The 13,323-nt window shown below is 59.8% G+C and carries 16 protein-coding genes; all 16 read left to right on the top strand.

Translation table 11 applies throughout. The features are described 5' to 3' along the window. Window positions 1–493: 493 nt before the first annotated feature. Window positions 494–889: a hypothetical protein gene (locus tag AC1RQF_RS00635; RefSeq protein WP_492871021.1), complete on the top strand. Its 396-nt coding sequence runs from the start codon at window positions 494–496 to the stop codon at window positions 887–889. Further along, a complete protein-coding gene (locus AC1RQF_RS00640; protein ID WP_492871022.1) occupies window positions 886–1,095 on the top strand; it encodes a hypothetical protein in 210 nt (69 codons plus the stop codon). Before AC1RQF_RS00635 ends, AC1RQF_RS00640 begins: the two co-directional genes overlap by 4 nt. Window positions 1,096–1,230: 135 nt before the next feature. Next, window positions 1,231–1,512, top strand: a complete 282-nt coding sequence (locus AC1RQF_RS00645; RefSeq protein WP_492871023.1) for a hypothetical protein — start codon at window positions 1,231–1,233, stop codon at window positions 1,510–1,512. A gap of 1 nt (window position 1,513) precedes the next feature. Then, the gene (locus tag AC1RQF_RS00650; protein WP_492871024.1) at window positions 1,514–2,095 is read left to right on the top strand and encodes a phage tail protein; all 582 of its coding nucleotides are present in this window, start codon (window positions 1,514–1,516) and stop codon (window positions 2,093–2,095) included. A gap of 132 nt (window positions 2,096–2,227) precedes the next feature. Then, window positions 2,228–2,821, top strand: a complete 594-nt coding sequence (locus tag AC1RQF_RS00655; protein ID WP_492871025.1) for a hypothetical protein — start codon at window positions 2,228–2,230, stop codon at window positions 2,819–2,821. After that, complete coding sequence (locus tag AC1RQF_RS00660) at window positions 2,757–4,916, top strand: phage terminase large subunit family protein (protein WP_492871027.1); 2,160 nt, start codon at window positions 2,757–2,759, stop codon at window positions 4,914–4,916. Before AC1RQF_RS00655 ends, AC1RQF_RS00660 begins: the two co-directional genes overlap by 65 nt. A 7-nt stretch (window positions 4,917–4,923) precedes the next feature. Beyond that, window positions 4,924–5,169, top strand: coding sequence for a gpW family head-tail joining protein (gene gpW / locus AC1RQF_RS00665; protein ID WP_492871028.1), 246 nt, complete (start codon window positions 4,924–4,926; stop codon window positions 5,167–5,169). Beyond that, the gene (locus AC1RQF_RS00670) at window positions 5,169–6,851 is read left to right on the top strand and encodes a phage portal protein (protein WP_492871029.1); all 1,683 of its coding nucleotides are present in this window, start codon (window positions 5,169–5,171) and stop codon (window positions 6,849–6,851) included. Before gpW ends, AC1RQF_RS00670 begins: the two co-directional genes overlap by 1 nt. A gap of 90 nt (window positions 6,852–6,941) precedes the next feature. Beyond that, entirely contained in the window at window positions 6,942–7,820 is an 879-nt protein-coding gene (locus tag AC1RQF_RS00675) for a S49 family peptidase (protein WP_492871030.1), read from the top strand. A 25-nt stretch (window positions 7,821–7,845) separates the two neighbouring features. Then, the gene (locus AC1RQF_RS00680) at window positions 7,846–8,598 is read left to right on the top strand and encodes a hypothetical protein (protein ID WP_492871031.1); all 753 of its coding nucleotides are present in this window, start codon (window positions 7,846–7,848) and stop codon (window positions 8,596–8,598) included. Window positions 8,599–8,641: 43 nt separating this feature from the next. After that, window positions 8,642–9,571, top strand: coding sequence for a head decoration protein (locus AC1RQF_RS00685; protein WP_492871032.1), 930 nt, complete (start codon window positions 8,642–8,644; stop codon window positions 9,569–9,571). A 65-nt stretch (window positions 9,572–9,636) separates the two neighbouring features. Next, window positions 9,637–10,674, top strand: a complete 1,038-nt coding sequence (locus AC1RQF_RS00690; RefSeq protein WP_492871033.1) for a major capsid protein — start codon at window positions 9,637–9,639, stop codon at window positions 10,672–10,674. Beyond that, entirely contained in the window at window positions 10,675–11,007 is a 333-nt protein-coding gene (locus AC1RQF_RS00695) for a head-tail joining protein (RefSeq protein ID WP_492871034.1), read from the top strand. Then, complete coding sequence (locus AC1RQF_RS00700) at window positions 11,004–11,564, top strand: ABC transporter permease (protein WP_492871035.1); 561 nt, start codon at window positions 11,004–11,006, stop codon at window positions 11,562–11,564. Before AC1RQF_RS00695 ends, AC1RQF_RS00700 begins: the two co-directional genes overlap by 4 nt. Window positions 11,565–11,586: 22 nt before the next feature. Continuing rightward, on the top strand, window positions 11,587–11,781 hold the full coding sequence (locus AC1RQF_RS00705) for a DUF2635 domain-containing protein (RefSeq protein WP_492871036.1): 195 nt from the start codon (window positions 11,587–11,589) through the stop codon (window positions 11,779–11,781). Next, complete coding sequence (locus tag AC1RQF_RS00710) at window positions 11,778–13,262, top strand: phage tail sheath subtilisin-like domain-containing protein (RefSeq protein ID WP_492871037.1); 1,485 nt, start codon at window positions 11,778–11,780, stop codon at window positions 13,260–13,262. The genes AC1RQF_RS00705 and AC1RQF_RS00710 overlap by 4 nt, the downstream gene beginning before the upstream one ends. Window positions 13,263–13,323 lie beyond the last annotated feature (61 nt).

Here is a 13,323-nt window from a genome sequence, read left to right on the forward strand (position 1 = left end):
AGGCTTGTCGATTCGGCTCTCCGGCATTACGACGCCGTGACAGGCGCCGACCTTATCGCATTCGACGAATGTCCCTTCAGTGGCGAGTTTTCCCAGACTGAGCGCGGTGCTCTAATCGAATTTCCATGGCCGCACAACCAGGTCCTTCGCTCCTCGCTGAGCGACTGGCTTACGCACCACGGAATCAACTTCACGGTGGTCATGTGACAGCGACGGCACCCCATCCGAAGGGTGGCCCGCTCGCTAGGCTTTCCGGGCTATGGGCGAACGAGTCGGCATTCCTGGAATGGATGTGCTCGATCGGACAGCCGGCAAACAACACCCGCGACGCAGCCGAATTCATACGCGCGCGCTGCTGCATTGAGAGCCGGGCGCTGCTCGATCACGACAGCGCCGCAAAGGCCAGATTCGAGAAGTACATCCGAGGCCCCTACTCAAAGTACCGCGCTGCGGCAGGATTGCGCTGAATTCTATTTACCAGGACAGGAAGATCATGACGGACGGTCAGAGCAAACAAATCGAAGAACTCTTGTTGACCTGGTACGACTGGCAAATCCGCCAGTCTCTCGCGGAGGTCGAGCGGCATCGTTCACACGAGAGTCGAACATGTCGTGAATACGTGACACCTGCGGGCGCAGATGACGACGAGGAGATCGTATATCAATGGGCGGACAGCCGGCAGTCCGAGCAGGTGCAGCTTTGTATTGATTTGCTCCCGATCGAGCAGCGCGCAGCGATCTCGGTGAGCATGCGAAACAAGGTATGCGGTCGCAACGTATGGAGCAGTTGCCGGGCTGGCGATCAGCATACGACATACCAGGCGGCGAAGGAGTCCCTTCTGCCGATGTTGATTTCGAGGCATCTTATAAAGGTCGGGGAGGTTGCATGACCCAGTTGACAGGAAACACTCGCTATCGTCTTGGGTGGTTCGGGAAGGTGATTCTTGAAGTGTCGGAATGGCAACGCCGACCGACCCAAGGTCACCCGGATACGTGGCCTTGGGTCGAGGGTTGGCGCGATGCCACGTTTCGCGACCTGCTCGACCTGGTGGAGCGGAACTGGACATTCTTCCCGCCACCGCCGAAAAACGATTAGAAGAGGTCGAAAATATTTCGACAGAGGGGTTGTAAACCCGAAAAGTTCTGCGTATAGTTCTCCTCACGGACAGGTACGTCCTGGGAAAGCCCGGTGATCACTCGATCATCGGGCTTTTGCTTTTTGGGAGCGAGAATGGCACGACCGATCAAGAAGATCGACGCAGCTGCGCTGATCGGGGAATGCGTGCTCGTTCGCGCGGCGATCTGGCAGAACGGCCGCGCGATCGTCGCAGCTCTCATTACAGAAGCTACGAACGACCCGGCTCTCGTGCCGCGCGACGCGATTGCGCTGGTCTCTTTGACTGCCTTTCCGGCGGGCATGCCGTCGCGCTTCATGCGCGACGTTCCACTCTATGCCGCGCCACGGGATGAAAGTGCTCTTCCGGCCGTGTGGTTGAAGCCGTTGCGCGCTTGAAATGTTGAAGCTCAGCGTCAATGCGGATGTCAAGGGAATTTCGGCGGGGCTGCAACGTTACGTCGGCGAACAGCAAAAGGCGCTAGTGCGCGCGCTCAACAAGACGGCGATTCAGGCGCGGGCGGCCGCGCCGAAAGCGGTACGTTCTGCCGGATACAACATCAAGGCAAGCGCAATCAAGGGTCGCTTCGTCATCGATAAAGCGCGGCCTGTGCGATTAGTGGTGATGCTTAAGGCGACAGGGTTACCGATTGCGCTGATCAATTACGGCGCGCGCCAGAATAAGGGTGGTGTCTCGGTGCAAGTTAAAGCGGGCAGGCAAGTCCTGCGGCATGCCTTTATCGCGACAATGCGAAATGGTCATCGTGGCGTTTTCCAGCGCGTAGGGACTGGGCACAAGACGGTCAAGCGAAATGGCAAGATGGTGCGAACCGGCCTACCGATAAAAGAACTCTACGGCCCATCTATCCCGCAGTCGCTTGCGAATGATGTAGTTGAGAAGGCGATCACGGCGAAGATACGAGAGAAGTTTCCGCAGATCCTGCGGCATGAACTGGCATTCGCGATTGCCGGGAAGCGATGAGTTTAGGCACCTCTTTGGTGCACTTTTGCTGCGGGTCCTTCCCTCGAAATTGCAACAGGGCGGGAGCGAAGACGCGCGAATTTCGCCCAGCGCTGAGATTCCAAATTTGGGTAACAGGTAACAGATCACGGGATGAATCAAAGCGAGTTCGCGGCACTCCACGGCGTCAGTCGAAAGACTGTGACGAAGTGGAAGGAGCGCGGCTGGCTTGTGTTTGCGGGCGATGCGATCGACGTCAAGGCGTCGAATGCGAATCTAAAGAGATACCGCCGCGACGGCCTTCCTGATGTTACCCAGCCAGCAGCAAAAACCGGCAAGGGTAACAAGAGGCAGTCTGTTACCCAGGCCGCGAAAGGGGTAACGCTTGAAGCCGGCGAAAGCGCTGGCGAGATAGCAAATCAAATTCTGTCGAGCGGCGTCGAGTTGTTGAATTTCGATCAGGCGCGGTGCCTGAAAGAAAACTATCTCGGGCTGATGGCTCAGCTCGAATATGAGCGCAAGTCCGGGTCGCTCGTTGAGCTGGATACCGCAACAGCCATTCTCTTCGAGGAGTTCCGGGCTCAGCGCGATGCGTGGCTCAATTGGCCGTCAAGGGTCGGGCCGATCCTGGCTGCTGAGCTCGGTCTGGAGGCCGATCGTGTAACTGAGGTCTTGACCGCGCATGTCTACAAACAGATCGCCCAACTTGGCGAGCCAGAAGCCAACTTCTCGGAGCGAGAAGGTTGACTGGCTACGTGCGGCGATCCGGAAGGCATGGACGCCACCTCCTCGGATCAGTGTACCGGACTGGGCTGATCAATTTCGGAAGCTTGCCCCTGAGGCGGGCCGCATTTCCGGGAACTGGTCGACCTCCACGGTTGAGATCGCGCGCGGCCCTATGATGGCTGTGACGGAATCGGGTGTGCACGTCATCACGATGATGGTGAGCACCCAGATGATGAAGACCGCGTTCCTTGAGAACACATTCGGCTACTTCGCCCATCTCGACCCGTGCCCGATGTTGCTCCTTCAGCCGAAGGAAGCCGCGGCCGAGCAATTTAGCAAAGAGCGGATCAGTCCGATGGTCCGCGTCACGCCGGTGTTGCGTGAGCTTGTCGGCACGAGCAAGACGCGCAACGCCGATGAGACACTATTATTCAAAGCGTTCCCGGGCGGCTTTCTGGCGCTTGCGGGGGCTGGTAGCCCTGACAACCTTGCACGTCGTCCAGTGCGCGTCATTCTTGCGGACGAGGTCGATAAATATCCCGTGACGCGCGAAGGTGAACCGATCGGGCTGGCCGAGGAGCGGACGGCTTCGTTCGACACCAACTGGCTGTCGATTCGTGCATGCTCGCCAACGGTTGAAGATGAAAGTCGGATCGAGGGCAGCTACAAGGATTCGGATCAACGTCGTGCGTCAATCGCGTGCCCGCACTGCGGGCATCGCATGTTCCCGGATTTCTTCAAGCACGTCGACTGGGATAAGCGTCGCGATGACAGCGGAAACGTTGTCGAGCACTTCCCTAAAACCGCGCGTATCTCGTGCGAATCGTGCGGAGAGATCTGGTCCGAAGGTGATCGACTGCGCGCATTGCAGACCTCGCGCTGGCATCAGACGCGCCCATTCGAATGCTGCGGCGCTAGACATTCTCCGCTTGACGACTATGAGCGCGCTTGGCGAGGTCCGGAAGACTCGCGCGAGGCGACGACCGAGGCCGCGATAGGCGCCGTCTGGGACTGGTGGAAGAGTGACCGTCACGCGGTATATCGCGCCAAGTGCCCGGAGTGCGGCGAATGGAAGGTCGACAACGAGCATGCCGGCTTCCAGGCGAGCAAGCTTTACAGCCCATGGCAGAAGGACAAGCCGTCCGACATCGCTAAGAAGTGGCTTGACGCGGGCAGCGATGAAGAGAAGAAGCAGACCTGGTGGAACACGCAGGCCGGCCTGCCTTATCGGCCGAACTCCGGAAAGGTGCTGAGCCTCGAGGCGCTCGTTGCGCGCGGCGAGAAGTGGGCGGCGCAGGTTCCCGATGGCGTCGCCGTCGTTACTGTCGGCGTCGACGTGCAGGATTATCGCTTCGAGCTGGAGGTCGTCGGCTGGGGGCGCAACGAGGAAAGCTGGTCGATCGACTACGAGGTCATCGAAGGCGATATGGAAACGCCGGAGCCGTGGGAGCGGCTCGACGCGTTCCTCGACCAGGTCTGGCGCCGTTCGGATGGTCGGCCGTTTGAGGCAATGGCAGTTTGCATCGATTCGGGCGGCCACCACACGCAGAAGGTGTACGACTTTTCGAAGGCGCGCCTAGGTCGGAAGATATGGGCGATCAAGGGCGATTCGGCTGTCAGAGGGAAGCGCAACCCGGTGTGGCCGGTGAAGAAACCGTCGCGACGCACAAAAGCGTCGTTCCGACCGGTGATCATCGGCGTCAACACGGCGAAAGACACCATTCGCAACCGGCTTCACGTCACCGACACGGGACCTGGCTACATGCATTTCCCGAGCGATCGTGACATCGGCTACTTCGAGCAGCTGACGTCGGAGCGATCCGCCGTGAAGGTTTCGGGCGGCCAGAAGTATCGGGTGTGGGAATTGCCGCCAGGGCGCGCAAATGAGGCGTTGGACTGCCGCGTTTATGCATATGCCGCCCTATGTGGACTGACTCACCTGGGGCTCAAGCTGAACAAGAGGGCGGACATCGCCGCCAATCCGGTTGGATATGACGCCTCGCAGCAGTCATATGTGCCTGCGCGAGCAGCGCATAACGACGTGATGCCCGCACCGATTGTACCGACGTCAGAAGCCAAACCCGTCAGAAAGAAGTTGACGAACCGCCTCGCATAGGAAAGCAATGGCTATCACGGACGGAATGAGTACTGCGGACATGCAGTCGAGGTTGGCCGCTCTACAAGCGGCTCTCTTCGACTTGTCCGCGGGACAGAAGGTTGTGACGGCCACATATAACCAGGGTGACGGAACGAAATCGGTTACATATCAAACGACCGACATCATGCAGATCCAGCGCGGCATTCTAATGCTGCAAAAGGCACTCGGGATCATCACTCACTATCCACGCGCACGCAGAGCTATTTTCTGATGTCACTGATCGTCGATTCCACCGGCAAGCCGTTCTCGGACCTGCCGGCCGGAGGGCGTGCGCGCGCAGATTCTGGGTGGGGCGGCCCTGGGATTACCCAACCTCCGTACTCGAGCCTCTTTCCATACGAGGCTGCAAGCGTCCAGACGCAGGAGATGGGCAGTTGGTTTCCATGGATTCGCTCGCCGGATTCGGAGATCAATTTCTCGCGCGACCGGATGGTGTCGCGTTCACGCGACCTCGCGCGAAATGATGGATGGGCGAGTGGCGCGATCACGCGCATTCTCGACAACACCGTCGGCGCGCATCTGCGCCTTTCGGCAAATCCGGACTGGCAGTATTTGAGGCGCTTCAACAAGCGCTTCGATGCGGTGTGGGCCGATGAATTCCGGAAGGCCGTCGAGGCGCTATGGCGCGGCTACTCGGAAGACATGGGTCGGTACAACGACGTCTCGCGTCAGTTGACCGTGTCCCAGCAACTGCGCCTCGCTCTCCGGCACAAGCTGATCGACGGCGAGGATTTGCTCGTCGCTCACTGGCTTCCTGGGCGTGTTGGCCGTGGTGCGGCGCAATATGCGACCGCGTTTCTCGTGGTCGATCCTGATCGATTGTCGAACCCGTATCAGATGGTCGATACGAAGTATCTGCGCGGCGGCGTCGAGATCGATGACGACGGCGTGCCGATCGCATACCACATCCGCAAGGCCCATCAGAACGACTGGTATAACGCTGTCGAATCGATGGAGTGGGAGCGCGTAGAGCGCGAGGATGAAGACGGCTGGCGCCGCGTGATTCACGATTTCGAGCGCGATCGCGCGGGCCAGAACCGCGGCATCGGCGTGTTCACACCCGTGCTTGCGCACGCGAAGATGCTCGCGCGCTACTACGGCGTCGAGCTGCAGGCGGCCACCGTCGCGACGATCTTCGGCACGTATGTCACAAGCCCATACGATCCGGCAATGATCGAAGCCGCGATGGATACGTCGGGCGGTGAGCAGGAGATGGGCTATTACCAGGAGATGCGAGCCGACTGGGCGAAGGATCGGCCGGCCATGCTCAACGGCGTCCGAGTGCCAACGCTGGCGCCTGGCGAAGAGATCAAGCAAGTCAACGCGGCGCATCCGCATACTGGCTTCGAAGACTTTGCACATGAGATGTTGCGCTCGATGGCGGCGCAGCTCGGCGTGTCTGCAGAACAGATTACGCAGGACTGGAGCAAGACGAACTACTCGAGTGCGCGTGCTGCGCTACTCGAGAGCTGGAAGACGCTTACGCGCCGCAGCAGTGAATTCAAGACCGGTACGGCCACGCCAGTCTATTCCTCCTGGCTAGAGGAGGCGATGGAGCGGGGCGACCTCGACGACGTTTTGCCATTCGGTGGCATGACGCCGGACTACGTCGAAGCCCGTACGGCGTATTCGCGGTCCGAATGGCTCGGCGTTGCACGGGGTTGGATTGATCCAACGAAGGAGGCCGCCGGCAGCGTTATGCGCATGGATGGCGGACTGTCGACGCTTAAGAAGGAGTGCAGCGAACAAGGGCTCGATTGGGAAGAGGTCATCGCTCAACGGAAGATCGAGGTTGCTGCGTTCCGGAAGGCGGGTCTCGCGCTGCCTGATTGGGCTGGAGACGTTGCTGTTGCAGAGGCGGGAAAGCCGGAAGAAACCCCTCAGCCCAGGTGAAAGGCTTTTACTCCTCTGAAACCTCATGAAGTGCGATACCAAGATCTAAGTCTTTCTGGATCCCAAACCGGACGAAGAACTACAGGCTCAATGAAAAGCTATCCATTCGCAGCGGCACGCGTGTTCGATACTCCGCTAGCTATTCATCCAGCAAAAGGCCAGGTGATCGCCAAGGTTTTAGCGGGACGGTTCGGTATCGGCGAGGTTTCTTTCGCTGGATCCGATCCGGTCGTCATCAAGCCGATGGCGTATGACGACTGGGATGATGGGCCGTCGGCTGTTGTGCAGGAAACGCCATATGACATGGACCGCGGCGTCGCTGTTATCGATGTATCGGGGACGCTGGTCCAAAAGAGCAGCTACCTGCGCCCATATTCGGGCATGCTCGGATACAACGCGATCCGTCACAACTTTCTCGCGGCACTCGATGATAAGGCGGTCAAAGCAGTCGTGCTGTCGATAGATTCGCCGGGCGGTGAAGTCGCGGGGTGCTTCGATCTCGCTGACTTGATCTATGAATCGCGCGCCATCAAGCCGACGCTAGCCATTCTCAGCGAATGTGCATATAGCGCGGCATATGCGCTCGCTAGTGCATGTGAGCAGATAACCGTGCCGCGCACCGGCGGAACAGGATCGGTGGGCGTGATTTGTATGCATATCGACCAGAGTAAGGCCATCGCCAACGCCGGGATGGCGGTCACGATCATCAAGTATGGCGACCGCAAGGCCGACGGAAATCAGTTCAACCCCCTTTCGAAAGAGGCGCTCTCGAAATTCCAGGCCGACGTCGACGAGATGGGTGAACTGTTCGTCAAGACGGTCGCGCGCAATCGAAATCTGTCTGTGAATGTCGTCAGGAAGACTCAGGCAACGACATTCCTCGGCGCAGCCGGCGTCGAAATAGGCTTCGCCGATGCCGTGATGGCGCCCGATGAAGCGTTCGAATCCCTGCTCGCTGAGCTGGGCTGACATTCCCCAACCCCATGGAGTATCTATGAACATTCGTTCCCTTGCGGCGCGCGGGCTGTCGTTCGCCCATCTCGCCGGCCTGTCGTCCCGTGCTTCGAAAGCTGAAGATGAGGAAGACAAGAAGGACGCGCGCGCCGAAGGCGATAGCGACGACGAGGAAGACAACACCGATCGCAACCGTGATGATGGCGCCGCCAAGAAGGGCAAAGCCAAGTCGAAGGCTCGCGCGGAAGGCGAAGACGAGGACGACGAAGACGATCAAGGTGACGACGGCCAAAAGTCGGGCAAGCGCGCCAAGGCCGAGGACGGCGACGAAACGAAGGACTATGCCGAAGACGAGGACGAAGACGACGAAGACGACCAAGGCGACGATGGTCAAAAGTCGGGCAAGCGTGCCAAGGCCGAAGAAGACGATGACGATGAGGATGAGGAGATGCGCGGCAAGAGCGCAGTTGCTCGTGCGCGTCGCCGTGAGCAGGCACGATGCGCTGCGATCATGGGCTGCAAGGCTGCCGGTCGTAACGTCGTGCTAGCCGCGAACCTCGCGTTCAATACGCGCATGGGTCGTCGTGAAGCAATCGCAGTGCTGAGCAGCACGCCGGCTGCTTCGAATTCCAACTCGGGCCGTCAGGCTCGAAATCCCAACCTCGGTGCTGGTGGCGAAGCAAACCGTAACCCTGCTGCCGCTGCGGCCGCGAGCTGGGACCGCGCATTCTCGAAGGTCAGCGGCCAGAAGGCCTCGGCCGGCTGGGACCGTGCGTTCGCGAAGACGCGATAACCAGCGCGGGTAACTCTCCCATCCACATCAAGGATCATAGATCATGAGCTACGTTTCTCGCGCACCACTGTATGAAGTTTGGCATCCCGGTGGGTTCTTGGTGTCGCAACCGCGCGGCCACCGTCACATCGACCGAGGCCTCTTCACCGGTGCGGTGAAGTATCTTCCGGGCACAGTGATGGGCCTGCAAACGACGGGCGCTACCGCTGTGGCTGCTGCGCTGGGCACGAATACCGGAAACGGAACGTTCGGTGCGATCGCGCCGGTCACGGTGCCGACCCAGATCGGCGTCTATTCGCTGGTCTTCACGTCGGCGACTGCGTTCACTGTCACGGCGCCGAGCGGCGCGACCGCAAACGGCACGACCGGCGTCGCGTTCTCCGCTCTCGGCATCGGCTTCACGATCACTGCGGGCGGCACGGCATTCATTGCAGGCGACTCGTTCGCGATCACCACGACGGCGGTGGTCGGCAAACCGACGGCGGCTGCGGTCGCGGGCGGCACGAACACCGGCAACGGCACGTGCAGCGCAGTTACGACGACGGGCTATGCACCGAAGCTCGGCAACTACACGGTCGAATTTGATTCCGCGACGCAGTTCGTCGTGTCGGATCCGACCGGCGCCGAGATCGGTCATGGAGTCACGGGTACTGCCTTCTCGGGCGGTGGCCTGAACTTCACGATCACTGCGGGCGGCACGGCATTCGTGCCTGCTGACAGCTTCGTGATCACCGTCGCGGCCGGCACGGGCAAGTGGGTGGCATGCACTTCGACTGCGGTCGATGGCTCGCAAAATGCCGCCGGTATCTGCTTCGGCGTGACCGATGCATCGCTGAACGATACCTACGGGGCAATCGTGACGCGTCAGGTCGAAGTGAACATCTCCGAGCTCGTGTGGGATCCGTCGATGACGGCAGCCAATCAGGCCGCTGCTCTCGTGCTTCTGCAGGCGCAAGGAATCATCGGTCGCTAATCCACCCCATCCACGACATCAGGGCCGCCTTCGGGCGGCTTTTTCGTTTCTGAAGGAGCCGTTCAATGGCATCGCTTGATATTTTCAATCAGGATCCGTTCTCGACCATCACGCTGACGGCCGCGGTCGACAAGTATCCGTACCAGCCGCAAGCGCTCGGCGAGCTCAACATCTTCGACGATGATCCCATCCGCACGACGGCGCTCGTGGTCGAGCAACGCCAGGGCAAGCTCGTCGTCATTCCGCTGAGCGAGCGCGGCGAAGAAGGCACGCAGCGTACGACCGAGAAGCGTCAGGCGCGGTACTTCGAAATTCCGCGTCTGCGTCACGCTGACACCGTCTACGCGAACGAACTGCAGAACATTCGTGCGTTCGGTACGGAGTCGGAACTCATGCAGGTGCAGGACGAAGTCGCACGTCGCCTCGCGGGTCCGACGGGTCTCCTGAAGAATATCGAGTACACCTGGGAATTCCAGCGTCTCGCTGCGGTTCAGGGGCTGTTCACCGACTTCGATGGCACCATCAAATACAACTGGTTCCAGGAATTCGGCATCACGCAGGCGACCGAGGTCGGCTTTAACCTCGCCGCAGGCACCCCGAACTCGCTGCGACCGCTCTGCAACGGTATTGTCCGTTCGATGGCGCGCGCAGCGCAGGGCTCGTTCACGCCGAGCACGCAGGTCTGGGCACTCTGCGGCGACACGTTCTATGACGAGTTTGTCAACCACCCGGACGTCATCCGCACGTTCATCAACTGGAGCGATGCGCGCGAGATCCGTGGGGGAAATTCTGGCGGCGCGTTCACCGCGTTCGAATTCGCGGGCATTCGATGGCTGAACTACCGCGGTTCGGACGACAACACGACGATCAAGATCCCGAACGACAAGGTGAAATTCTTCCCAGTCGGCGCGCCGGGCATCTTCCGCCGTGCACTCGCCCCGGGTGAATCGTTCCAGTGGGTCAATACGCCGGGCAAGCCGGTGTACGTGGTCCCGATCATGGATCGCGACCGCAACGAGTGGTGGAAGATGGAAGTCTCGAGCTACCCGCTCCATATCTGCACCCGTCCGGAAGTCCTGCAGTCTGGCCGCATGGAGTCGTGAGTGTCGATTGACTGGGATAGCCTTGTTATCGGCCCACTTCAAGGCATATTCGGCGAGCCGGTGACATACATGCCGCTCGCCGGCGGGTCACTGCCGATCTCCGGCGTATTCGATGATGCATATCTCAAGGAAGTGATGTTCGAGGATGCGACATCGGGCGTTACGACCGTGTCTGCGGTACTTGGCGTTCAATTATCCCAGTTTGCAATTCCGCCGGCGCAAAACGACTCTTTGCAGATCGTTCGTACTGGTTCGACCTACATCGTGCGTGAGGTTCGAGTTGACAGCAGGGGCGGCGCCAAGCTGATGCTTACAAAATCGAGCGCGACATGACGACATCGGCCGATATTCGTGGGCTGGTGATCAGTGGCCTGATGGGTTCGACGAGCGCGGGGACCTCTGTGACCTCGCCGTTCGACTGGCCGACGTCACCGCCTACCTTCCCGTGCATCCTGGTGCGTACTCCGCGGGAACGCAAGCAATCTCTCGGCAAGAATGCGCCGCTGTTCTCGGTGACGACGACGGTCGAGATCATTGCCCGCACGCGCTCGGTGGCGCTGGTGGGCGATGCTGGATCTGCTCAAGCGCTCGCGGCGGCAGAGCAATTGAAAGCACAGATCGAAGTGGCATTGATTAACAACACGTCGCTATGGGCCGATTCGAGCGGCGGCCAAATCATCGAGCAATTCGAATCCGTCGAGTCGGAAATCACGACGAATTCAGAAGGCGAAATGCCGATGGCTGAGTTGCAGATGCGGATCGAAATCCAGTTCGCGCAAGGGCCCGACGACTTCTATCCGATCCCCGGCACTCCGTTGGAAACCATCACAGGCACCGTTGTTCAGCCGGCTGGGACAGTCGAGCCGTTCTTCTCGATCACTTTTCCCTAACTCAACATCGTAGGAGCGCCGAATGCGCGTCAAACCTGCACCGGGCCTGTTTGTACGGGACCCGGAGACGAAGCAATTGCTGCCGGAAGATGGCATCGATGTGCCCGACGACCACATCCTCTGGAACAAGATTCTCAATGACGGCGATGTTGTGCGCGTTGATGCCGCAAAGGCTTTGGTGGCGACGGCTGCCGTAAAGGGAGGTGACAAGGCATGAGCACAGTTCCGTTTAAAGTCATCCCCGCGAACTTGCGGCTGCCCGGCGCCTTCTTCGAACTCGACAATTCGCAGGCGAATACCGCCCAGGCGAATCAGCGCGCGCTGATCATCGGTCAGATCACGTCAAGCGGCATCGCGACGCCGAATACCCCGATCATCTCGGGAGGGATCGGAGATGCGGCCACGCAGGGTGGCGCAAGTTCGCAGCTTGCGAACATGGTGAGCGTCTATCGCCTGAACGACAGCTTCGGCGAAGTCTGGTATTTGCCGCTTGCGGACGCAGCGGGTGCCACGGCGGCAACTGGATCGATCGCGTTCACGGCATCGCCGACGGCCAACGGAACGATTTCGCTATACATCGCGGGCATAGTCGTGACGGTGCCTGTCACTGCTGCTCAAGCGACTACCTCGATCGCTACGGCCGTGTCCGCTGCGATCAACGCGATCGCAGCGATGCCTGTGACGGCGTCGGTATCAACGAGCACTGTCACGCTGACAGCGGATAACAAAGGGCTCTGCGGAAACGAAATCGACATCCGATTCAATTACTACGGGACAGTGAATGGCGAAGTCACGCCTACTGGGCTGACGTACACCATCACTCCGATGGCGGGGGGCGCGACGAATCCGACGCTCACGACGGCCTTGGGCAACCTCGGCAACATGACCTTCGATTTCATCGCAAATCCGTATACGGATTCGACATCTCTCAACGCCGTCATGCAATTCCTGAACGATCAGACGGGGCGTTGGAGCTGGCAGCAACAGTTGTACGGTCATTCGTTTGGGGCTTTCGCTGGCACGTTCGCGGCGTCCACGACGCTCGGTCTCGCGCGGAACAACCAGCATGAGACGATTCTGCCGTTCAACGGCAGCCCGACGCCGAGCTGGCTTTGGGCTTCGGCACTTTGTGGACAAGCTGCGGTCAGCGTGCGGGCGGATCCCGGCGTGCCTCTTCAGTATCTGCCACTCCAAGGTGTGCTGCCTCCGCCCGTGGCGTCGCAATTCGTACCGAGCCAGCGTGAGACTTTGCTCTATGACGGCCTGTCGACTTTTACTGTGACGCAAGACGGGACTGTTCAGACCGAGAACATCGTCACGACCTATCAGACGAACGCGCAGGGGGTTGCCGACAGCAGCTATCTTGAGGTTGAGACGATGTTCCAGCTAATGCTGGAGATTCGCACGTTGCAGGGAATGCTTACGTCGAAATATGCTCGCTGCAAGCTCGCAGGCAACGGCTCGAAGCCGGCTGCGGGTTCGAATCTTGTGACGCCGAACACGATCAAGGCGGACATCATCGCACTCTATCAGGAGCGTACCGACGCGGGCTTCACGCAGAACGCGGCTGAATTTGCAGCGGCCCTGGTCGTTCAGAAGAACACGGTCAATCCGAACCGCTTGGACATTCTCTGGCCCGGCACGCCGGTGAATCAGATGCGGACATTCGCGACCCTGGTCCAGTTCCGGCTGCAGTAAAGCATCTACCCGGTAGCAATGAAGCCGCCTTCGGGCGGCTTTTTCGTTTTCAGGAGGGCCG

It is taken from the genome of Burkholderia sp. GW821-FHT14F03 (genome assembly GCF_058803765.1).